General features: G+C 64.9%; 22 protein-coding genes. 7 read left to right on the top strand and 15 right to left on the bottom strand.

Annotated elements, in window-relative coordinates; translation table 11 throughout:
- Positions 1–133: 133 nt before the first annotated feature.
- The 3 genes from slmA to argB form a co-directional block, all read right to left on the bottom strand.
- The gene (gene slmA / locus B9Z01_RS10880) at positions 134–868 is read right to left on the bottom strand and encodes a nucleoid occlusion factor SlmA (RefSeq protein ID WP_085482761.1); all 735 of its coding nucleotides are present in this window, start codon (positions 866–868) and stop codon (positions 134–136) included.
- Positions 869–905: 37 nt separating this feature from the next.
- A complete protein-coding gene (locus tag B9Z01_RS10875; protein ID WP_085482759.1) occupies positions 906–1,673 on the bottom strand; it encodes a pyrimidine 5'-nucleotidase in 768 nt (255 codons plus the stop codon).
- Between the two features lie 283 nt (positions 1,674–1,956).
- Positions 1,957–2,856, bottom strand: a complete 900-nt coding sequence (gene argB / locus B9Z01_RS10870; protein ID WP_085482757.1) for an acetylglutamate kinase — start codon at positions 2,854–2,856, stop codon at positions 1,957–1,959.
- A 266-nt stretch (positions 2,857–3,122) separates the two neighbouring features.
- Here argB and B9Z01_RS10865 point away from each other — a divergent pair, with 266 nt between their 5' ends.
- Positions 3,123–3,338 (top strand): cysteine-rich CWC family protein, encoded by a 216-nt coding sequence (locus B9Z01_RS10865; RefSeq protein WP_085482755.1) that lies wholly within the window; start codon positions 3,123–3,125, stop codon positions 3,336–3,338.
- Positions 3,339–3,365: 27 nt separating this feature from the next.
- Here B9Z01_RS10865 and B9Z01_RS10860 read toward each other — a convergent pair whose 3' ends face one another.
- The gene (locus B9Z01_RS10860; protein ID WP_085482753.1) at positions 3,366–5,003 is read right to left on the bottom strand and encodes a tetratricopeptide repeat protein; all 1,638 of its coding nucleotides are present in this window, start codon (positions 5,001–5,003) and stop codon (positions 3,366–3,368) included.
- Between the two features lie 125 nt (positions 5,004–5,128).
- On the opposite strand from B9Z01_RS10860, the gene B9Z01_RS10855 reads away from it, so the two are divergent.
- Positions 5,129–6,439, top strand: a complete 1,311-nt coding sequence (locus B9Z01_RS10855) for an ATP-binding protein (RefSeq protein ID WP_085483505.1) — start codon at positions 5,129–5,131, stop codon at positions 6,437–6,439.
- On the top strand, positions 6,436–6,978 hold the full coding sequence (locus B9Z01_RS10850; protein ID WP_085482751.1) for a response regulator transcription factor: 543 nt from the start codon (positions 6,436–6,438) through the stop codon (positions 6,976–6,978). Before B9Z01_RS10855 ends, B9Z01_RS10850 begins: the two co-directional genes overlap by 4 nt.
- Before the next feature lie 163 nt (positions 6,979–7,141).
- Here B9Z01_RS10850 and hslU read toward each other — a convergent pair whose 3' ends face one another.
- The 9 genes from hslU to dapF form a co-directional block, all read right to left on the bottom strand.
- Positions 7,142–8,488 (bottom strand): ATP-dependent protease ATPase subunit HslU, encoded by a 1,347-nt coding sequence (gene hslU, locus B9Z01_RS10845; protein WP_085482749.1) that lies wholly within the window; start codon positions 8,486–8,488, stop codon positions 7,142–7,144.
- A 9-nt stretch (positions 8,489–8,497) separates the two neighbouring features.
- On the bottom strand, positions 8,498–9,034 hold the full coding sequence (gene hslV / locus B9Z01_RS10840) for an ATP-dependent protease subunit HslV (RefSeq protein WP_085482747.1): 537 nt from the start codon (positions 9,032–9,034) through the stop codon (positions 8,498–8,500).
- Positions 9,035–9,525: 491 nt separating this feature from the next.
- Complete coding sequence (dksA, locus tag B9Z01_RS10835; RefSeq protein ID WP_008923580.1) at positions 9,526–9,945, bottom strand: RNA polymerase-binding protein DksA; 420 nt, start codon at positions 9,943–9,945, stop codon at positions 9,526–9,528.
- A 341-nt stretch (positions 9,946–10,286) separates the two neighbouring features.
- Positions 10,287–10,439 carry a hypothetical protein gene (locus B9Z01_RS35500; RefSeq protein ID WP_167387463.1) on the bottom strand — a complete coding sequence of 51 codons (153 nt, stop codon included), beginning with the start codon at positions 10,437–10,439 and terminating at the stop codon, positions 10,287–10,289.
- Positions 10,440–10,636: 197 nt separating this feature from the next.
- Positions 10,637–11,743 (bottom strand): CobW family GTP-binding protein, encoded by a 1,107-nt coding sequence (locus tag B9Z01_RS10830; RefSeq protein ID WP_085482746.1) that lies wholly within the window; start codon positions 11,741–11,743, stop codon positions 10,637–10,639.
- A 240-nt stretch (positions 11,744–11,983) separates the two neighbouring features.
- Positions 11,984–13,186, bottom strand: coding sequence for a class I SAM-dependent rRNA methyltransferase (locus tag B9Z01_RS10825; protein WP_085483503.1), 1,203 nt, complete (start codon positions 13,184–13,186; stop codon positions 11,984–11,986).
- A gap of 115 nt (positions 13,187–13,301) precedes the next feature.
- A complete protein-coding gene (gene xerC, locus B9Z01_RS10820; RefSeq protein WP_085482744.1) occupies positions 13,302–14,225 on the bottom strand; it encodes a tyrosine recombinase XerC in 924 nt (307 codons plus the stop codon).
- A gap of 78 nt (positions 14,226–14,303) precedes the next feature.
- Complete coding sequence (locus B9Z01_RS10815) at positions 14,304–15,065, bottom strand: DUF484 family protein (RefSeq protein WP_085482742.1); 762 nt, start codon at positions 15,063–15,065, stop codon at positions 14,304–14,306.
- Positions 15,066–15,121: 56 nt separating this feature from the next.
- Complete coding sequence (gene dapF / locus B9Z01_RS10810) at positions 15,122–16,072, bottom strand: diaminopimelate epimerase (protein ID WP_085482740.1); 951 nt, start codon at positions 16,070–16,072, stop codon at positions 15,122–15,124.
- Between the two features lie 230 nt (positions 16,073–16,302).
- Between dapF and B9Z01_RS10805 the strand changes: the two genes are divergently transcribed.
- Both B9Z01_RS10805 and B9Z01_RS10800 read left to right on the top strand, forming a co-directional pair.
- A complete protein-coding gene (locus tag B9Z01_RS10805; protein ID WP_143808888.1) occupies positions 16,303–17,229 on the top strand; it encodes a hypothetical protein in 927 nt (308 codons plus the stop codon).
- A 5-nt stretch (positions 17,230–17,234) separates the two neighbouring features.
- Positions 17,235–17,609, top strand: a complete 375-nt coding sequence (locus B9Z01_RS10800) for a hypothetical protein (protein ID WP_085482736.1) — start codon at positions 17,235–17,237, stop codon at positions 17,607–17,609.
- 29 nt (positions 17,610–17,638) lie between these two features.
- Here B9Z01_RS10800 and B9Z01_RS10795 read toward each other — a convergent pair whose 3' ends face one another.
- Positions 17,639–18,523, bottom strand: coding sequence for a lipid A biosynthesis lauroyl acyltransferase (locus B9Z01_RS10795; protein WP_085482734.1), 885 nt, complete (start codon positions 18,521–18,523; stop codon positions 17,639–17,641).
- Positions 18,524–18,812: 289 nt separating this feature from the next.
- On the opposite strand from B9Z01_RS10795, the gene metK reads away from it, so the two are divergent.
- Positions 18,813–20,003: a methionine adenosyltransferase gene (gene metK / locus B9Z01_RS10790; RefSeq protein WP_085482732.1), complete on the top strand. Its 1,191-nt coding sequence runs from the start codon at positions 18,813–18,815 to the stop codon at positions 20,001–20,003.
- Positions 20,004–20,144: 141 nt separating this feature from the next.
- On the opposite strand, the gene B9Z01_RS10785 is transcribed toward metK, so the two are convergent.
- Positions 20,145–20,507 (bottom strand): hypothetical protein, encoded by a 363-nt coding sequence (locus B9Z01_RS10785; RefSeq protein ID WP_085482730.1) that lies wholly within the window; start codon positions 20,505–20,507, stop codon positions 20,145–20,147.
- A gap of 483 nt (positions 20,508–20,990) precedes the next feature.
- On the opposite strand from B9Z01_RS10785, the gene B9Z01_RS10780 reads away from it, so the two are divergent.
- A complete protein-coding gene (locus B9Z01_RS10780) occupies positions 20,991–21,752 on the top strand; it encodes a phytanoyl-CoA dioxygenase family protein (RefSeq protein WP_085482728.1) in 762 nt (253 codons plus the stop codon).
- The last annotated feature ends 56 nt before the right edge of the window (positions 21,753–21,808 follow it).

Here is a 21,808-nt window from a genome sequence, read left to right as displayed (position 1 = left end):
GTCAGCAAATCGGCGCGTGAGAAAGTACAACGAAAGGTGCAACGAGGGTGCAGCGTTAGGCGCAAAGTATAGCGGAAAATTCCGCGCGGCAGCGTCGCGGGCGTCGCAGCGCAAGCGCCGCGAGCCGTGCGGACTACTGGAGAATCAGCAGTAGTTGCGCATCCGCGTGTTCGGCGGGCGGGCGCGCGAAACCGCTGCGCACATAGCGATGCCAGCGGCCTATCACATAGCTCAGCAGCAGGCTCGCGCGAATCGCCGGATCGTAGCCGGCGGGCAGCGCAGCGGCGTGCGGCTCGGCATGTTCGCGCGCATGCGGCTCGGTGGGGTGGTCTGTGTGCTGGCCGGCGCTGCCGTTCGTTCCGGCCAACGCTTCCGTTTGCGCGAGCCGCAGGCACTGCTTCAGCGATGCCTCGACACGTTCGAGCATCTGGTTCACGCGCTCGGTCAGCCGCTCGTGTTCGCCGACCAGCGCCTCGCAGGTCAGCACGCGCGTCATACCGGGATTTTTCGCGGGAAAGTTGAGCAGCATCAGTGCGATCGCACGCGCTTGCAGCACGCCGTTGCTTTCGTGACCGGTGATCTGGTTGATGAGCCCGAAGAGCGTTTGCTCGATGAATTCGATCAGCCCTTCGAACATCTGCGCCTTGCTGGCGAAATGGCGATATAGCGCGGCTTCCGAAACGCCGAGCCGGGCGGCGAGTGCCGCCGTGGTGATCTTCTCGCTTTTCGGCGCCTCGAGCATGCCGGCGAGCGTCTGCAGGATGTGCACGCGGCGCTCGCCAGGCTTCAGGCGCGGGGCGCGTGTGGCGGCGGGCGCCGCGGGGGAGGGCTCGGCTGAGGCTTCGTCAGGCTTGTCGATCGGCTGCATGGCTGTCCCCCGGTTGCTGTCGTGGCGGCTTTCTTTCCTATGGTCCCGGCTTGCGTCCCTTCCATCGAGCCGAGCGGGTGCCCAGCCGTAGCGATTTTAGCGAACGAATGCTGCGATCGACATAGTGCGGCCGGCCGGTGCCCGGCAGGCGCACCGGCACGCCGTCCGCGTGCGGCTTGCGCGGCAGATGGCCGGTGATCCACACGGTGCGGATGCCGAGCCGCCGATAGTTCTTGAGATGCGAGCGCGTGTCTTCGACGAGGATCGCGTCTTTCAGCGACGCGCGCGCGTCGCGCATCGCGCGGCGCAGCATCGCGTGGTCGGGCTTCGCGCGCCACTGGCGGCGGTCGCGCATGTGCTCGATTGCGATCACCTGTTCGAACAGCCGCTCGATGCGCAACTCGGCGAGCACCGCGCGCGCGTAGGCTTCGGGCGCGTTGGTCAGCACGATCTTGCGGCCCGGCAGCGCGGCGACGAGACGCGCGACGCCGCGTTCGTGCCGGATCATCGAGCCGAGATCGGGGAACGTGTGCACGACTTTCAGGAAATCGTGCGCGTCGAGAGGATGGTGGCGCGTGAGGCCGAGCAGCGCAGCGCCGTAGCGCTGCGTGTAGCCGGTGCGCAGACGGTTCGCTTCGTCGATGTCCACGCGCAGCGCGTCGATGATGTATTGCGTCATCCCGCGATTGATTGCCGGGAAAATGGCGTGCGACGCGCGGTGCAGCGTGTTGTCGAGATCGAACAGCCAGACTGGCTTGCCGCCCGCGATATCAGGGCGACGGCGCCGTGAAGTGGGGGTGCGCATGGTGGAGGCCTTCAGGCGCTGATGGGCGTTTCATACCGCGAATGCGGACGGTTTGCCGCGTGGACGCCCGGGGGCGCGGCGGGACGCACGGTGGCGGCGCGCAGCGAGTCGTCTTGCTGCGAGCCGGTTCTGTGCGCTGACCTGAGCGGACAGTTTGCGCTCGTGCGCGAGGCGCCGCTGCTGCTTTTGCCAACGCTGGCGCCGCATGACCGGCGAGCCGCGCCGTTCGGCACACACGCCGCGCCGTGCTGGCGAGCCGCGTGTGCCGGGTTTGGCGCAGCGATCAATGCGAGCGGATCATCGTGCCGAACGGCTGTTCGGTGAGAATTTCCAGCAGCACCGAGTGCTCGATGCGGCCGTCGATGATGTGCACCGAGTGCACGCCGCTTTTGGCCGCATCGAGCGCGGACGAGATTTTCGGCAGCATGCCGCCGGAGATCGTGCCGTCGGCGAACAGACCGTCGATTTCGCGCGCCGACAGGTCGGTCAGCAGATTGCCTTCCTTGTCCATCACGCCGGGGATGTTGGTCATCATCACGAGCTTTTCGGCGTTCAGCACGACCGCCAGCTTGCCCGCGACGAGGTCCGCGTTGATGTTGTACGACAGGCCGTCTTCGCCGAAGCCGATCGGCGAGATCACCGGAATGAACGCGTCGTCCTGCAACGCCTTCACGACGGCCGGGTTGATCGACTCGACTTCGCCCACCTGGCCGATGTCGACGTACTGGCCCGGATTGTCGCGATCCGGCATCAGCATCTTGCGCGCGTGGATCAGGCCGCCGTCCTTGCCGGTCAGACCGACCGCGTGGCCGCCGAAGTGATTGATCAGCGTGACGATGTCCTGCTGCACCTCGCCGCCGAGCACCCATTCGACGACTTCCATCGTCTCTTCGTCGGTGACGCGCATGCCCTGGATGAACGTGCCCTGTTTGCCGATCTTCTTCAGCGCCTGGTCGATTTGCGGACCGCCGCCGTGGACGATGACCGGATTGATGCCGACCAGCTTCAACAGAATCACGTCGCGCGCGAAGCCCTGCTTCAGACGCTCTTCGGTCATGGCGTTGCCGCCGTATTTGATGACCACGGTCTTGCCGTGGTACTGGCGGATGTAAGGCAGCGCCTCGGCCAGAATTTCAGCCTTCAGGGTGGGCGCGATCTGCGAAAGGTCGGGAAGTTCGGACATGGCGGCAGGCTCAGGCACGGAACAGTTAAAACAGCGCGAATTGTACAGGACTGGCGCGCTGCAACAGGGCTTTCCTCAGCGGCGCGAGCGACGGGCGGCGCGGGATTGGCGTACCGCACCATGACCGCCCTCGGAGACCGGGCGAGGAGCAAGCTTAACGCGCCTGCATGACGGCTGTGAATCAGCCGGATGGACGATGCACCGGCGCTCGCCGATCGTGGCATCATTTCCCGACCGATGCCTGCGGCGCCTCCCGCCAGCCTGCAATGAACCGATCCTCTACCCGATCCGAGCGCAGCGTGCGCTGTCCGCGCTGCGGCAACGCGTTCGACTGCGGCATGCAGGACGGGACGTCCCACTGCTGGTGCCGCGCGCTGCCGCCGTTGCCGGCCGAGCGGCTGGAGCCGGGCGGCCGCTGCCTGTGTCCGGAGTGTCTCGCTGGGGAGATCGCGCGGGCGGCGCAGGGGGGTGGCCGGGGATGAGCGGCCGTGATTGAGGGGCGCCTGGGCCTATGCGCCGCGATGCTGCGCCGCTAATACCCGCAGATCGCGAGCGACCGTCTCCAGCGCAGGCTCCCATTCGCCGAACCGAGGCTGCCGGTACAACGTGGCGCTCGGATACCACGGGCTGTCGCTGCGCTCGAGCAGCCAGACCCAGTGCGGGTTGACGTCGAGCAACACCCAGGTCCGCGCACCCAGCGCGCCGCTCAGGTGCGCGACCGACGTGCACACCGTGATAACGAGATCGAGCGCGCTGACAAACGCGGCGGTGTCGTCGAACGTTGTGAATCGGTCGGTGTAGTCGGTCATCGGCAGGCCGGCTGCGCCTGCGGCGGCGACATCGGCGGCCGCGCCCGGCTGCAGCGAATAGAACGCGACGTCGCGCATGCCGCCGAGGTGCGCGGCATAGCGTTGCCAGCCGACGCTGCGAAACGGATTGCGCTGATGCCCGCGGCTGCCGGTCCATGCGAGCCCGACCTTCAGGCGCCGTTCGCCGGCAAGCTGCTTGCGCCACGACTCGCGCGCGGCTGCGTCCGCGAATAGATAGGGCGACGCGGCCGGGATGGTGTCTTCGCGCGTGTCGAATAACAGGGGCAGGCTCAGCAGTGGAATTTCGTAATCGATCGGCGGCAGCGATTCGATGCCGCCGCCAGCCGAATAGCTATCCACATGAGAGCCGAGGCTGCGCGGCAGCAACGTACCCATCTGCGGAAACGAATTCCAGATGAGGCGGCCGCCTTCGCGATGAATGTGTTGGCCGAGCATGGGGATATAGCGGCTGAATTGCAGGACGTCGCCCATGCCCTGCTCGCCCCAGACGAGCAGCGTCTTGCCGGCGAGCGGTTCGCCGCGCCAGGTCGGCGCCGGCATCACCGGACGGTTGCCGCCGAGTTCCCGCGAGCCTTCCCACCGTGCCTCGTGCAACGGCCAGCCTTGCATGTAATTGCCGCGTGTGAGCTGCAGCATGCCAAGGTTGGAGCGCATCGTGGCGTTCTGTGGCGCCAGCTCGCAGGCCGTGGCGGCGGCCTGCTCCGCGTCGTCCCAGCGTTGCGCTTCGCGAAGTGCCATCGCATAGTTGTTGTGCGCGAGCGGGCTCGCCGGCGCGCATTGCACGGCGCGTGCGCCGGCTTCGAGCGCACGGGGCAGGTCGAGGTTCTGGCGATACGTGTTGGCTAGATTGATCCATGCGTTGGCGTCCTCGGGCGTATCGCGGACCACACTTTCCAGCAACGCAATCTGCTCGTTCAGGTCGCCATCGGTGAGGGTCAGCGCGCTGGCGAGATTGTTGCGCAGCTGCGGCAGCGCCGGATCGAGCGCGAGCGCGCGGCGATACGGAGCGATCGCTTCGGCGTGGCGACCGGCCATCTGTAGCGTGTAGCCGGCACGGAAGTGAGCGAGGGCACTGTGCGGATCGAGTTGGGCAATAATGGCGGCGAGTTCGATCGCTTCGGCATGGCGATGCTGCTCGATCAACGTCGAGACGAGCGCGTCGAGCGAGGCGTCATCGATCGGATGCAGTCCGGCGGCGGCCTCGAGGCAACTGGCTTCCTGCGCCGTCGCGCCGCTTGCCTTCGCCGCGGCGGCGTCGCGCAGAAAAGTCAGGAAAGCTGACGAAGCGTTGTCTTCGTGAATGGAGGGCGGTGGCATGAATGGGTGGCGCGCAAGATCCGTTGATGCAGCATGCTCGCGCAGCGCTGTCTCGGAGACAATCATGTTACCGGCAGTCGGGCCGCGAAGTCAGTAGGAACCGTCCTAACGGGTAGACTAGGATGATGCACCGTATAACCAACACCGGCCGGGTCAATCTCGGTCATCTGTTCTGGCTGCGCAGCCTCGCGATCATCGGTCAACTGCTGACGATTGCGTTCGTGCAGATCTTCATCGGCGTGAATCTGCCGTTGCCCGCGATGCTGCTCGTGATCGCGCTCGAAGTGCTGTTCAACGCGCTCACGTGGTGGCGCGTCTCGCAGCAGCGGCCCGAGTCCAACATGGAGCTGTTCGGGCAGATATGGGTCGATCTCGGCGCGTTGTCCGCGTTGCTGTTCCTCTCCGGCGGCACCACCAATCCGTTCGTTTCGCTGTACCTGCCGTCGCTCGCCATCGCCGCGGCCGTGCTGCCCTGGCATCTGATGGCCTGGCTCGCCGCGTTCGCGGTCGCCTGCTACGCGGTGCTCGGTTTCGATTCGGTGCCGCTCAATCTCGACAATCCCGCGAATCTGTTCGATTACTATCGCGCCGGCATGTGGGTCAACTTCATGGTGAGCGTCGGGCTCATCGCGTGGTTCGTCGCGCGCATGTCGCGGGCGCTGCGGCTACGTGACGCAGCGCTCGGAGAAGCGCAGCAGCGCTTGCTTCACGACGAACGGGCGGTCGCGCTCGGCGTACAGGCGGCCACCGTCGCTCACGAAATCGGCACGCCTCTATCTACAATCGCGATGTTGTCCGAGGAATTGCGCGACGCGGCGCGTACCGACGCGGGACTCGCGCCCTACAGCGCCGATCTCGAACTGCTCGAGCAGCAGATGACGCTTTGCACATCGGCGCTCGCGCGACTGCGCAGCCGCGCGTCGACGAGGACGAACCACCAGCCGGTCGGCGAATGGCTCGAATCGTTTGCCGAGCAGTGGCGCCTGCGTCATCCGCACGTGAAGTTCGAGCGGATCGGCACGCCGCCCGCCGACGTGAGCCTCGACGATACGGTGGCCGTCAGCCAGGTACTCACGATCCTGCTCGACAACGCGGCGCGCGCAAGCCGCGATCACGTGACGCTGTCCTGCGCGCTCGCGGCGCGCGGCGACCAGATCGTGTTCGAAGTGTGCGACGCGGGGCCGGGCATTCCGGCCGCGCTGCGCGGCTCGCTCGGCGCGATGCCGGTGAACAGCACGCAGGGTGGTCACGGCGTGGGCCTGTATCTGGCGTTTTCGGCGGCCGCGCGTCTGAAGGGATCGATCGAGCTGACCGATGTCAGCGCGGCCACGCCGCGCGGCACGCGTGCGGTACTGCGACTGCCGCTGGCCGGGCGCAAATTTTCTGGAGCGAGCCCACAAGGCGGCGCACCATCCAACACGGAGAAACAGGCATGAGCGAAAAGAATTTTCTGGTGATCGACGACGACGAAGTGTTCTCCGGCATCCTCGCCCGCGGGTTGACGCGGCGCGGCTACACCGTGAGCGAAGCGCACAACGCGGACGAGGCGATCCGGCTTGCGAATCAGCAGAAGTTCAGCCAGATCACCGTGGATCTGCATCTCGGCAACGACTCCGGCCTCACGCTCGTGGCGCCCTTGCGCGATCTGCAACCGGATGCGCGCATGCTGGTGCTGACCGGCTACGCGAGCATCGCCACGGCGGTGCAGGCCGTGAAGGACGGCGCGGACAACTATCTCGCGAAGCCCGCCAATGTCGAGACGATTCTGTCCGCGTTGCAAAGCGAGGCGAGCGCACTGCAGGCCGAAGAGGCGATCGAGCATCCTCAACCGCTGTCGGTGGCGCGGCTCGAATGGGAGCATATTCAGCGCGTGCTCGCCGAGAACGGCGGCAATATTTCGGCCACCGCGCGCGCGTTGAACATGCATCGGCGGACCTTGCAGCGCAAGCTCGCGAAGCGGCCGGTGAAGCAATAAGCTGCAAACGCCTGGCGCGGCGCTGGCCGTTCGAGGCGACGCCGCCATGTGTTGAACGGCACAAAACAGAACGGGCTGCCTGTGTAAAGGGCAGCCCGTTTTTTTCATGCATCAGCGCGAAGCGGTATCACCGTACATACCGCAGCACGCATCACGGCACATATCACAGCACGTAGCGCGACAGATCCTCGTCTTCCGCGACTTCGTTGAGCGCGCGATCGACATACGTCGCGTCGATCTGCACGGTGCGGCCCGAATGATTGCCGGCCGAGAACGACACTTCTTCGAGCAGCTTTTCGATGACCGTATAAAGACGCCGCGCGCCGATGTTCTCGGTCTTCTCGTTCACCGCGTACGCGATTTCGGCCAGACGGCGGATGCCGTCGGCGGCGAATTCGAGGTGCACGTCTTCGGTGGCGAGCAGTGCCTGGTATTGCTTGACGAGGCTCGCGTCCGTCGACACGAGGATCGACTCGAAGTCGTTCACCGACAGCGAGTCGAGTTCGACGCGAATCGGGAAACGCCCCTGCAATTCAGGAATCAGATCGCTCGGCTTCGCGAGATGGAACGCACCGCTCGCGATGAACAGAATGTGGTCGGTCTTCACCATGCCGTACTTGGTGTTGATCGTCGTGCCTTCGACGAGCGGCAGCAGATCGCGCTGCACACCCTGACGCGATACCTCGCCGCCACCGGCTTCGCTGCGCGACGCGATCTTGTCGATCTCGTCGAGAAACACGATGCCGTTCTGCTCGACGTTTTGCACCGCCTTGGCTTTCACTTCCTCGTCGTTCAGCATCTTGCCGGCTTCTTCGTCGGTGAGCACCTTGAGCGCTTCCTTCACCTTCATCTTGCGGCGCGTTTTCTTGCCTCCGCCGATGTTGGCGAACATCGAGCGAATCTGCTCGGTCATGTCTTCCATGCCCGGCGGCCCCATGATGTCCATGCCGACCTGCGGCTGTTCGACGTCGAGTTCGATTTCCTTGTCGTCGAGCGTGCCTTCGCGCAAGCGCTTGCGGAACGTTTGACGCGTGGTGCCGCCTTCGTCGGCGGTGTCCGTGGCGCTCGAGCTCGAACCGAAGCCGACCGGGCGCGCGGTCGGCAGCAGGATGTCGAGGATGCGGTCTTCGGCGAGATCGCCCGCCTTGGTCCGCACTTTGCGCATTTCCGTTTCACGCGTCTGCTTGACCGAAATCTCGATCAGATCGCGCACGATGCTGTCGACGTCGCGGCCCACGTAGCCGACTTCGGTGAATTTGGTTGCTTCGATCTTGATGAACGGCGCGTCGGCGAGCTTCGCGAGACGCCGCGCGATTTCGGTCTTGCCGACACCGGTCGGTCCGATCATCAGAATGTTCTTCGGCGTGATTTCCTGGCGCAGCGGCTCCGCGACCTGCTGACGGCGCCAGCGGTTGCGCAGCGCGACGGCCACGGCTTTTTTCGCGCGGCCTTGGCCGATGATGTGTTTGTCGAGTTCGGAGACGATCTCGGCAGGGGTCATGGTGCTCATCGTGGGTCCTTACTCGATCGTCTCAATGACGCGGTTGTGGTTCGTGTAGATGCACATGTCGCCGGCAATTTCGAGCGACTTCTCCACGATTTCGCGCGGCGAGAGTTCAGTGTTGTCGGCAAGCGCTTTCGCGGCCGCCTGCGCATAGGCGCCGCCCGAGCCGATTGCGCAGATGCCGCCTTCGGGGTCGAGCACGTCGCCGTTGCCGGTGATGACGAGCGTGGTGGTGGCGTCAGCCGCGATCAGCATCGCTTCGAGGCGGCGCAGCATGCGGTCGGTGCGCCAGTCTTTCGCGAGCTCGACCGCCGAGCGCGTGAGATTGCCCTGATGTTTTTCCAGCTTCGCCTCGAAGCGGTCGAGCAGCGAGAAGGCGTCGGCCGTGCCGCCGGCGAAGCCGACCAGCACCTTGCCGTTGTAGATGCGCCGGACCTTCTTCGCCCCGCCTTTCATGACGATGTTGCCGAGGGTCACCTGGCCGTCGCCGCCGAGCGCGACCTTGTTGCCGCGGCGCACGGAAACGATCGTCGTGCCGTGAAATTGCTCCATATGCGTTCCTCTTTGCAAAACGGGTAGGACGCGATAGCGCGGTGCGCTACCGCATGAATCCTGTCAGCGGACGGCGCACCAGTTGTTGGCGCGCTCGCAGCGCATGTCGGATGTATTTTAGGGCGTGCGCGGTCATATCAAGATCCGCCGAAAGGCATAGGACGAAAAACAGGGTGTCCGGCGCGCGGCGAGGGAAAGGGCGGGGGCGGCGCGGCGGCACAGCGGCGCGTGCGCCGGCGTCGTGCAAAAAAGGGGAGCGAGAAAGCGTGCGAGGGAACGTGCGAATCGGGCACGGGAAAAGAATGCGCGACGAAACTTCGCAATGAACGCGCGCAGCGGAGCGCACGACCGGGCCCGCAGCAGGGCCCGCAAACGCTCACGAACGATGACACGGAGCCGACGACACCAAAAGAAAAGGCGCACGGCTCACCGTGCGCCTCTCGACGAAGCAGCGTTGAAGGGCGCGGGGCCGAAGCCCGCGCCGCCGGCGGTCAGTCGCCGAACAGCTTCTGGCGCAGTTCGCGGCGCTCCTGTGCTTCGAGCGACAGCGTGGCCGTGGGCCGCGCGAGCAGACGCGGAATGCCGATCGGCTCACCGGTTTCTTCGCACCAGCCGTAGTCACCCGCCTCGATGCGCGCGATCGACTGCTGCACCTTCTTCAGCAGCTTGCGTTCGCGGTCGCGCGTGCGCAGTTCGAGCGCATGCTCTTCCTCGATCGTTGCGCGGTCGGCCGGGTCCGGCACGATGACCGTTTCGCGCAGGTTCTCGGTCGTCTGGCCGGCATTGCGGAGAATGTCCGCCTGCAACTGTTCGAGCCTGTTCTTGAAGAAGGCGAGCTGATCCTCATTCATGTAATCCTTGTCGCTCATCTTCAGGATTTCGGCTTCGGTCAAGAGTCGTTTCGTCGTCATCTGGCTTACTTCTTCAATGTGAGGCAAAACTCTTACAAGTGCCCGCACTTTCGTATTGCCCGCAAAGGCGTCGCGCGGACGCGCAGCGCAGGGTGGCCACGAACGGTGGACTGTCGTGACGCCGAAGCGCCTGGCGCCCCCACGCCGGGCGTTGCTGTCTACGCCGATGCGGGGCCGAACTCCTCTGGAAACCGATTCTCAGATGCTCCTGAGGCATTGTTTGCCGACAGGCGCGGGCCCTTTCAGGCCATGCCGCCGGCGTTTTCGGCGTGTCCCCGGACAAGATTTTCCGGCGCCGTTTCTGGCCCGTCGCGGGATACGCGCGACCGGGCAATTCGTTCTCATTCTCCAGTGGGCACGTATTGTAACTGAATCACAATCAGCCACCGCAACTGCCGAAAATCTGCCTGCGGCGCATTGATATCCCGAAAATATAGCGCGCACAGGGCTAAAAAGCGATGGTCGTGCGCTGTTTGATACAGCAGGGTTTTCACGCGCTTTTCATACAACCGGCTTTCGGATGGCCTTCCGGCCGCCTCGTCGCACTTTCAGCAGAGGATTGACGCCCGCGCGACTGGCGGCAGGCGGCAGCGGCAGGCGCTTCGGGCGTGTTAGCAGTAGCGCGGCATGCCACGCGCATTTCGCGGCATGCCGTGTACCTTGCCGGCTGGTGGAGGAGCGGCGCGGCCGCTCAGGCGAGACAGGCGTCGAGACCGTCGGTGATGAGATCCTGCGGCAGTTCGATGCCGATGAACACCATCTTGTTGGTCTTCTTCTCAGCGGGTTGCCACTTCGCGGCGAGATCGCTGCCCATCATCTGGTGCACGCCCTGGAATACGACCTTGCGATCGACGCCCTTCATGTACAGCACGCCCTTGTAGCGCAGCAGATGCTCGCCGTAGATCTGCAGAATGCCGCCAAGGAAGTCTTCGAGCTTGTTCGGATCGAACGGACGGTCGCTGCGATACACGAACGACTTGATCTTGTCGTCGTGGTGCGCATGGTGGTGATGCGCGTGATCGTGGCCTTCGTGGTCGCAATGGCCGTGATCGTGATCGCAGTTGGCGTGGTCGTGATCGTGGTCATGATCGGCGTGCGTGTGGCCGTGCTCGTCGTGCGCATGCGCGTGGTTGTGCGCGTGCTCGTCTTCGGCGAGGAAGTCCGGATCGATTTCGAGCTTCGAATTGAGGTTGAAGCCGCGCAGATCGAAGATTTCCTTGATGTCCGCTTCGCCGAAATTGACGACCTTGATCGCCGCCTTCGGGTTCATGTGCAACAGACGGTGGCGCAGATCGGCCACGTGATTCTCGTCGACGAGATCGGCCTTCGTGATGAACAGGCGGTCCGCGAAGCCGACCTGGCGCTGCACCACTTCGTGCTCGTCGAGCTGGTGATTCGCGTGCTTCGCGTCGACGAGCGTAATGATCGCGTCGAGCAGGAATTCGCTCGCGATCTGGTCGTCCATGAAGAAGGTTTGCGCGACCGGGCCCGGATTCGCGAGGCCGGTGGTTTCGATCACGACGCGGTCGAAGTCCACTTCGCCCGCCTGCTTCTTCGCGGCCAGATCGTTGAGCACGCGCGACAGGTCGCCGCGGATCGTGCAGCAGATGCAGCCGTTGCTCATCTGGATGATCTGCTCGGCGGTGTCCTGCACGAGGATCTCGTTGTCGATGTTCTCTTCGCCGAACTCGTTCTCGATGACGGCGATCTTCATGCCGTGCTTTTCGTTCAGGATGCGCTTGAGCAGGGTGGTTTTGCCGCTGCCGAGAAAGCCGGTCAGGATGGTGACTGGAATCATGTGGGTCGCCTGTAAGTCGTGAAACGGTGCGTGATCGAACGCTAGCCCGGGGCTAGCCGAATGCGTTAGGCCGGGCGCCGCAGCCGGATGGCGCGCAGCCCGTCTAGCCGGTTATTGAAACATATTTGCCAGGCGGGCGCAGGCGTATGCGGTCATGGCCGCCGCTGCCATGGCCTGCACGGCCGCCAATGCCCGCCGCCGCTACCGCCGGCACGTGCAATCGCTCCCAAATAAGGGCGATCAGGCGATTTGCAACAGCAGCCCTTTCAGGTATTCGCCTTCGGGGAAAGCGGTCAGCAGCGGATGATCGACGCCCGCGCCGAGCCGCTTCAGAATGCGCGCATCGACGCGCGCGTCGGCGGCCGCGCTGGAGACGATCTTCTGGAACAGCTCGGAATCGATCGCGCCCGAGCACGAGTAGGTGAACAGCAACCCGCCCGGGCGCAGCAGTTTGAGGCCGGTCAGGTTGATGTCCTTGTACGCGCGCGACGCGCGGTCCACATGCTCGCGCGACGGCGCGAATTTCGGCGGATCGAGCACGATCAGGTCGAAGCGCTCGCCCTCGTCATAGAGGCGGCGCAGTGTTTTGAACGCGTCGGCGTCGAGCCAGGTCGCGCGTTCGGCGTCGAAGCCGTTGGCCGCCACGTTCTGCTGCGCAAGCGCGAGCGCTTCGCCCGACGAATCGACCGACACCACGCGCCTCGCGCCGCCCTTCAACGCCGCCAGCGAAAAGCCGCCGGTGTAGCAGAAGCAGTTCAGCACGTCGCGGTCCTGCGCGAGCTGCTGCAGGAGCAGGCGGTTGTCGCGCTGATCGACGTAGAAGCCGGTCTTGTGACCGTTGCGCACGTCGACGTGATAACGCACGCCATTTTCGCTCGCGATCAGCTTGTCCGACGGCGGCTCGCCCGCCAGCACGCCGGTGATCTGCTCGAGCCCTTCCTTCTGGCGGATCGACACGTCCGAGCGCTCGTAGACGTTCGGGCAGCCGGTCGCGCCGACGAGCGCCGCGACGATCGCCTCCTTCCACGCCTCGACGCCCGCGGCCATGAACTGGCACACGAGCTGGCTGCGCTGGCCTGCGTCCTCGGCGACGTAGTGATCGACGATCAGGCCGGGTAAGCCGTCCGCTTCGCCGAAAATCAGCCGCACCGCGCCGGTGTCGCGCACCATCGACTGACGATGCGCGAGCGCGTGCTGCACGCGGCGCTTGAAGAACGCGTGATCGATCGGCTCGGCTTCGTCGAAGCTCCACACGCGTGCGCGAATCTGCGAGTGCGGGCTATACGCGGCGCGCGCGAGAAAGCGGCCGTCGCGCGCGCGTACGAGCACGGTGGTGCCCGGCGCCGGGTGGCCGTCGACGTGCTCGATCGCGTTGGCATAGACCCACGGATGGCGGCGCAGCAGCGATTTTTCTTTCGACGGTTTGAGCGTAACGATATTCATCGGGATTGTCAGCGGGAGCAATGGGCCGCGGGGCAAGCCCGGCGCGGCGAGTGAAGCAAAGGCGAGGACTGCGCGCCGCGGCGGGCGGCGCGCGGTCGCGTTGTCCGTCGTGTTCTCAGTTGCGTTTTCTGGCGCGCGGATGCGCGCTGTCGTAGACATGGGCGAGGTGCTGGAAATCGAGCGCCGTATAAACCTGCGTCGCGGTGATGCTCGCGTGGCCGAGCAGTTCCTGCACCGCGCGCAGATCGCCGCTCGACTGCAGCACGTGCGTCGCGAACGAATGCCGCAGCACGTGCGGATGCACATTGGCCGGAATCCCGGCGACGAGCGCCGCGCGTTTCACGCGCTCGCGTACGACGTTCGGCGAGAGTCGCTTGCCGCGCGCCGACAGAAAGAGCGGATGGGGATCGTGCTTCACCATCTGGTCGCGCACCGCGAGCCACGCGTTCAGCGCTTCCACCGCCTTGCTGCCGACCGGCACGACGCGGCGCCGGTTGCCTTTGCCGAGCACTTCGACTTCGGCGGAATCGAGCTTGAGCCAGCCGGCGGAACGGTAGCCGTCGGCGTCGGCGAAACGCACGTCGAGACCGACCAGCTCCGCGAGCCGCAAGCCGGACGAGTAGAACAGTTCGAGCATCGCGTGATCGCGCAAGCCTTCGGGCGAGGCGGTGGGCGGATTGTTCATCAGGCGCGCGGCGTCGTCGACGGAGAGCGCCTTGGGCAGCGTTTTGGCCTGCTTCGGCGCGCGCACGGCCGCAACCGGATTGGCCGGCAGATCGACGCGGCCGGCGAGCCAGCGATAAAACGCGCGCCACGCCGACAACCGGTGGCCGATCGAGCGCGCCGTCAGGCCGCCCGCGTGCGCACGGGCGACGGCGCCGCGAATGTCGACCGCGGTAAGGCTTTCGAGCGGCCGGCCTTTGGCGAGCAGCTCGAGTTCCGCGAGTTCGTGCGTGTAGCCGCGCAGCGTGTGCGCCGACAGCCGCCGCTCGTGTTCGAGATGCGACAGGTAGGCGGCGATCGGGGCGGCGGAGGTCACGGTGGGTTGGGCGGTAGGCGCGAGTGAGCTTCGAGGTGGCGTGGAGTCAGCGCGGAATTGGCGCGGAATTGGCCTGACTCAGCGCGGCAGCAGCCGGCTCAGCGCGGCGCTCGCGAGCGCGCCGATCTGCGTCAAGAAATCGGTGGCCATGCCGTCGTGGAAGCGGCGCGCGTCGGCCGAGCCCATCACGAGCAGGCCGAACGTGGGCGCGTCTTCGGCGCCTTCGGGGTCGCGCAGCGCGAGCAGCGCGATCGATTCGGTCGCGTGCGCGGCTTCGCCTGCCGCGGAGCCGTTTTCGTCCACCGCGCCTGTTGCTCCGCCCGTCGCACCGCCTGCTGCGCCATTCGCGGCTCCACCCGCCGCCGACGCGAGCCACTGCGCCGCTTCGAAGCCGGTGTTCGTGCCGCAGTACGGCGTCGTCAGGCTGCCCGCGAAAATGCGCACTTCCTCGCTGACGTGGCGCGCGAAGTCGGCCTGCGCGTAGGGTTCGGCGACGTCCCACACGCGCAGCGCGGCTTGCGGCACGTCGAAGACGTCGCGCAGCCCGTTGGCGATCGTGCGCGGCAACGCGTACGGATCGCGCTCGGCCATCACGCGGATGGTCCAGCGGTTGAATTTCGACGCGATGCTGTCGTTCTCGTGACCGTAGCGCAGCAGTTCGGCGAGGCGCCGTTCGAGATGCTTGTTCTTGTCGCGCAGCATCTCCATCTGCCGCTCCTGCAGCGACACCGCGGCTTTGCCGTGCGGGTTCGCGAGCCGGATAGTCGCGAGTGTTTCCGCGTGTTCGACGAAGAATTCGGGATTGGCGAGCAGGTATTCGGCGACTTCGCGATCGTTCATGGTTTCGGCTAGAGGACTACGGGACGGCCGCCTCGGGCGGCGCGTCGGTCAATGAGTTAGGCAACTGGCGCAACGGCGGCCGGCTTGCCGGGTGAGTCTTTCTGCGAATCTTTTTGCGGCCCTGCGGATGGCTCGTCGGCCGGCTCATCCGCCAGCTCGATCTCGCCTTCGAAGACGGTCGTCGCGGGGCCGGCCATCAATAGCGGCGCGCCTTCCCGCGAGCTGTCCCACGTGATCGTGAGATCGCCGCCGTGCGTGTGCACGAGCACCGGCGAGTCGAGCAGCCCGCGCCGGATGCCGGCCGCGACCGCCGCGCACGCGCCCGTGCCGCACGCGAGCGTTTCGCCCGCGCCGCGCTCGTAGACGCGCAGCCGGATCTCGCCGCGGCTGACGATCTGCATGAAGCCCGCGTTCACGCGCTGCGGGAAGCGCGCGTGCCTTTCGATCACCGGACCTTCGACGAGCACCGGGAACGCTTCGGCATTCCCGACGACCTGCACCGCGTGCGGATTGCCCATCGACACCACAGAAATCCAGCGCGTCGCGCCGTTCACGTCGAGCGGCCAGAGCGTGTCCGCGCCTTCGCGGCGGCTTTGCAGACCCTTGGTCGCGAACGGCACGCGTTCGGGATCGAACACCGGCGCGCCCATGTCGACGATCACTTCGCCGTTGTCCTGCATCGTGAGCGTGATCGTGCCTTTCTGCACCTGCACGCGCACGCTACGCTGATCGGTCAGACCGCGATCGCGCACGAACTTGACGAAGCAGCGCGCGCCGTTGCCGCAGTGCTCGACCTCGCCGCCGTCGCAATTGAAGATGCGGTATCTGAAATCGACGCCTTCGACGGTGGGCTTTTCCACCAGCAGCAACTGGTCGGCGCCGATGCCGAAATGGCGGTTCGCGAGCGCGCGCACCTGTGCCGTGGTCAGGTCGACCGGTTCGGTGTAGCCGTCGAGCACGACGAAATCGTTGCCCGCGCCGTGCATTTTGGTGAATTTAAGCTTCACGATGAGCCTTTTGTCCTTGCCGAATAAGGCTCTGCGCTAGTTTTTTGGGTGCGAAAAGCCGTCTAGCTACCCATCTGGCTACCCATTCATGGTGAACCAGGGGGATAGAGGATGATACACGCTGAGACACCGGCCCGGTATGGCGGGCACAGGGTAATGCGCTTGTTTCGAAGCGCATTACCCTGTGCCGTACGCCGCTACCTTAACGGTTTCTAACAGGTCGCCGCAGCTTGCCCGGATTCCGGCGGCTCAGTTCCGGCGGCCGTTGTGAGCGGGCGTCGCGCGCCGCCGCTTCGCGCGGCGAAGATTTTTTGCAAATGCCGTTTCGGAGCTGTGTTCGTATACATGGCACAGCACAGGGGAGGCGGATGGCGATTGACTTCAAGGTTGGAACCCACCGGAACTGCACACTCTACATGCGGCAGGAATATCGCGGCAACCCCTTTAGCGACGAGGCGCGCGCCGGCCGCCGGCTCATTATCTCGGCCAGCGCATGGGAGCTCACGCACGACACGCGCCAGCTAGCACAGCTCTTTCAGTTCATGCGCAATGCGCGCGCCGGCGCAACTGCGAGCGGCGCGGCGCCGGATCAACTCGCCCGAGTGCTACGGGCCGCCGTCGAGCGCGGCGATGTGATTGCGCTCGCGCCGGAGCCGCGCGCCTCGGGCGGAGGCGGCGCACCTATCGAACAGCAGATCCGGCCGTACTATGCAACCGTCACGCCGTCGCAGCTATTCCGGCGCGCGTTGCCCGTGGTACGCGTTGCGCGCTCGTTCGAGCGCCCCAAATTGCCGCGGCTGGCAGCCGAGGATGGCCTCGCCATCTGGTTCGCCCGTCCCGGCGACGTACTGCCCGATGGAACCATCGCCACGCCGGTATCGACACCGCTCGGCGATGCGCAGGCGTTCGACTATCAGCCCGATCTGCCCGACGGCGAGGCCGGGCAGATTGCCGGGATGCCGTTCAATGGTGCGCCTGGAACATGGATATCGAGTATGCCCGGCACTATGCCGCAAATGCGCCAATACGGCTCGAATGGTACGCCGCTGACAGATTTCGATCTCGAGGCGCATCACGGTAATCCTAACCCGCACGCGCACAACTGGGATGGCTACGATCGCGATGACGGCGCGCCGGTTTCCCTGCTTCCCTGGTGAGTGAAATGACAGACAACGTATTGGCCGTGTGGAATCACTTCCATGACTGGTATCTGGACAGTGTTGCAATTGGCCCGAACGTAGAACCGAGAACGCTGACGCTTGGCCTGTATCTTCGCGACCGGCGTGCAGCCGTGACGTTCGAAGGCGTTACGTGTGTCTGCGTTGAGGACTTGGGGATGCTGAACATCGTCAACGGGATTCACATCGTCCGGCTGACCGATGCGAAGTACGCGCATGCCCGTGCCGTGCTTGAGCGCGGCGAGCGGCTTACCCATAGGAAAGCAGGGGTGCTTATGTTCGTCTACTCGACGCTCGGTGCTGAACTTGCCATAGAGTGCGACTCGCTGGTGGTGCGGGAAGTGAATCCAAAGGCATAAGCGCGAGTCGAACGCGGATTACTCCAGCCTCAATACACCCCCGGCACCCCCGGCGGCCGCGTCTTGAAGCGCTTATGCACCCAGTAGTACTGCTCCGGTATCAGCGGAATCTGCTCTTCGAGAAACTCGTTCATGCGCCGTGCGTCGGCGTCGTCGTCGCCAGTGGGGTAGTTGTCCCAGGGCTTGAACACCTTGAGCCGATAACCTTTGTAGTGCGGCAGCACTTCGCCGATGAACGGCACGACCTGTGCGTGCCCCACCTTCGCGAGCCGGCCGACCGCGGTCAGCGTGCAGGTCGGCACGCCGAAAAACGGCACGAACGTCGAATTGCGCGCGCCGTAGTCCATGTCCGCGCCGAGCATCACCGGTTTGCGTTCGCGCAGCCAGCGCAGCACGATGCGCGCGCTGTCGGCGCGGCTTGCCATGTCCGCGCCGAACCGCGCGCGCGCCGCTTTGGCGACTTCCTCGAGCTCCGGGTTCGACATCGGCTGATAGAGCGAGCCGCATTGGCGCTTGAGCGAGTAGTTCAGGAAGATCGAACCGGCCTCGATGCCGACGAAGTGAAAGCCGAGAAACAGCGTGGGCGGCAGATTCGGGTCGGTCAGGTCGATCGCGCTGTCGAGCTGAATCAGCTTCTCGAGCTTTTTCGGCGAGCCGAACCACTGTACGCTGCGTTCGAGATAGCTGCGGATTGCGTGGCGGAAGTGCTTCTGCGCGACGTCTTCGCGATGCTCGTCGCTCCATTCGGGAAAGCACAGCTTGAGGTTGGTGTGGACGATGCGCTTGCGGCTGCTCGGAATCTGGTAGAGGAGCCAGCCGACGCCGTCGCCGAAACGGGCGACGAGTCCATAGGGCAACAGCGCAAAGAGTTTGAGCAGCCCGATCGCGAGCTTCGCGCCGTAGCGGCTCAGCATGCCGCCTCCGGGCGCGCAGCGCCGCGGGTGGCGGGATTCGGGGAAGCGGAAAAATTGACGTGATACCGCACTCGTGGACACTCTGTGACAATCATCGGAAGTCGCTATAATAAGGGCTTCGCCGAGTTAATAGACAACTTGCGGGGCGAAGCTGGCCGGTGCGATCCATGGGTTTTCCATGCGAGATCAGTGCTAAACGGCAAGGTAATCCGCTAAAGCGTCGCCGCTTCAGACTCCCGAAGCTGGCTACGTGAAACTCAACCGTAACCACAAAACAGGAGTCTGCAACGTGGCAAACGACTATCTCTTCACCTCCGAATCCGTTTCCGAAGGCCATCCCGACAAGGTCGCGGACCAGATTTCGGACGCCATCCTCGACGCCATCCTCGCTCAGGACAAGTATTCGCGTGTCGCGGCCGAAACGCTGTGCAACACGGGTCTGGTCGTGCTGGCCGGTGAAATCACCACGACCGCGAACGTCGACTACATCCAGATCGCGCGGAACACGATCAAGCGCATCGGCTACGACAACACCGACTACGGCATCGACTACCGCGGCTGCGCGGTGCTCGTCGCGTACGACAAGCAGTCGCCGGACATCGCCCAGGGCGTGGACCGTGCGCACGACAACAACCTCGACCAGGGCGCGGGCGACCAGGGCCTGATGTTCGGCTATGCGTGCGAGGAAACGACGGAATTGATGCCGCTGCCGATCCACCTGTCGCACCGTCTCGTCGAGCGTCAGGCGAATCTGCGCCGCGATGGCCGTCTGCCCTGGCTGCGTCCGGATGCGAAGTCGCAGGTCACCGTGCGCTATGTCGACGGCAAGCCGCATTCGATCGACACGGTCGTGCTGTCCACCCAGCATTCGCCGGACATCAGTCTGGACACGCTGCGCGAGGCCGTGATCGAGGAAGTGATCAAGCCGACGCTGCCGGCCGACCTCATCAAGGGCGACATCAAGTTCCTCGTGAACCCGACCGGCCGCTTCGTGATTGGCGGTCCGCAGGGCGACTGCGGCCTGACGGGCCGCAAGATCATCGTCGATACGTACGGCGGCGCGGCGCCCCACGGCGGCGGCGCGTTCTCGGGCAAGGACCCGTCGAAGGTCGACCGCTCGGCGGCTTATGCCGGCCGTTATGTCGCGAAGAACATCGTGGCAGCGGGCCTCGCGTCGCGCTGCCTGATCCAGGTGTCGTACGCAATCGGCGTCGCCCAGCCGACCTCGGTCATGGTCAACACGTTCGGCACGGGCCGCGTGTCGGATGCGACGATCACGGAACTCGTGCGCCAGCATTTCGACCTGCGTCCGAAGGGCATCATCCAGATGCTCGATCTGCTGCGCCCGGTCTACGAGAAGAGCGCCGCCTACGGCCACTTCGGCCGCGAAGAGCCGGAATTCACGTGGGAAGCCACTGACAAAGCGCTTGCACTCGCCGAAGCCGCCGGCACCGAACCGGTTGCGGCGCTCGCCGAATAAGCGCGAGCCGACCGCTTCACGCAAAAAACCCCGCCGGCGCGAGCCGGGCGGGGTTTTTCTTTATCTGGAGCAACGTAAGCCAGGACCAGGAAGCAGCAATTCAGCGGCTGACGTTTCAGCAAGCCATCCGGGCAACTCGCCTCAACGGCTCGCAAACGCGAACGCGAACCACCCGCTGCTGCTCGTCGACAGCCGGCGCGGGCGGCGGCTCGTATTGACCGGCGTGGCCGGTGCGCGTTTCGCGACGACGAGTCGCAGCGGCGTCGGCTTGCGCAGCAGCGTGCGCAGCGAGAAACGGCGCGCACCGCTTTGCTGGCGCAGTGCCGAGAAGAACGCGTGGAACCAGGTACGGATGCCGTCGACAGCCCTGGCGTCGCGCCATTGTTTGCCGAGCGCGCGAGTGCGGGCGGCATGGTGACGCAGCGCGCGCATCAGGTGGCGTCGCGCGGGACGCGCCGCTTTCAGCGAGGCGCGGGTAAGACGGGTGCTCAGAAGAGTATGCATGGCTTCACAAGTAGGCAAAGTACCGCACGTCGGCCCGTGCGCTGGAATGTGCACGCAAAGCAGCACCAAATGTGCCAATGGCGGGGTTGCGGTGAACGGCGTGAAAGCCGGAAATTGGACGGGAAAACGCGCAGAAGCCGGCGACATGGGCCCGGACGGCCCGCGCGCGGTGCAGAAGTGCGTAAGCGACGATCAACATAGGTGCAGGCTACACGCGATTCATGACGTCAGAAAGTCCGTTTTTACCCTGCGATCGGGGGTTCTTCCTGAGTCGGATCGTCGCGCTTCGCTTGTGTGGTCGTACCCTTTGCGGTCGATTATCGTGCGCGCGTGCCCATGGAATGTGCCGCGAAACCGGGGCGGCGCATGAAAGTCGTGCATCAGCGCATCGCGAAATCTGTGTCGAAATCGTCGGCGACAAACGCATCCCGATCGCGCCCGTTTTACAATCGAACATCGGTTCGTCGACAGTAACGGAACACCATGTCACTCCATTCGAAAAAAGAGCAGATTCAGACGTTGCGGGAGCAAGGTTTTGTCGTGGTGCCAGGTCTCGTGTCGCCCGAGCGTTGCGAAGAACTGACGCAGATCGCGCAGCAGCAGTTGCACGAAGCGGCGGCGCCGATCGAGTTCGAAGCGGATCTGCAGTATCCGGGCGCGCCGTCGTCGAAGCATGCGCCGGGCGGGCACACCGTGAGGCGTCTGCTCGATGCGTACGGGCGTCACCCGGCTTTTGCGCAATGGGCGACCGCGCCGGAAATTCGCGGCTGGATGGAGCTGTATTTCGGCGAGGAGCCGCGTCTGTCGCGCGCGCATCACAATTGCATGATGACCAAGCATCCCGCGTACGGCAGCCTGACCGGCTGGCATCGCGACGTGCGTTACTGGTCGTTCGAGCGGGACGATCTCGTGTCCGTGTGGCTTGCGGTGGGCCCCGAAACCGTCGACAACGGCGCGTTGTGGTTCGTGCCGAAATCGCATGGCGCCGCCTTCACGTCCGAGCGTTTCGACGAAGCCAAATTTTTCCGCGCGGATCTCGAAGAGAACCAGGCCGAGATCCGCACTGCGATATCGCCCGAGTTGAAGACCGGGGACGTGGTGTTCTTCCACTGCAATACGTTGCACTCGGCCGGCAAGAATCTCAGCGATCAGGTGAAGTTTTCGCTGGTGTTCACCTATCACGGTGCGAGCAATGTGCCGCTGCCAGGCACGCGTTCGGCCGCGAAGCCTGAGATTGCGTTCTAGAGCGTGTGCAGACGCCGCAAGGGCCTGCTTTACTGCTTTACGCAGGCCCTTGTCGA

Source organism: Paraburkholderia susongensis (genome assembly GCF_900177725.1).
Lineage (GTDB): Bacteria > Pseudomonadota > Gammaproteobacteria > Burkholderiales > Burkholderiaceae > Paraburkholderia > Paraburkholderia susongensis.
Note: the sequence above shows the minus strand (reverse complement) of the source record. Positions and strands in the feature narration are given on the sequence as shown.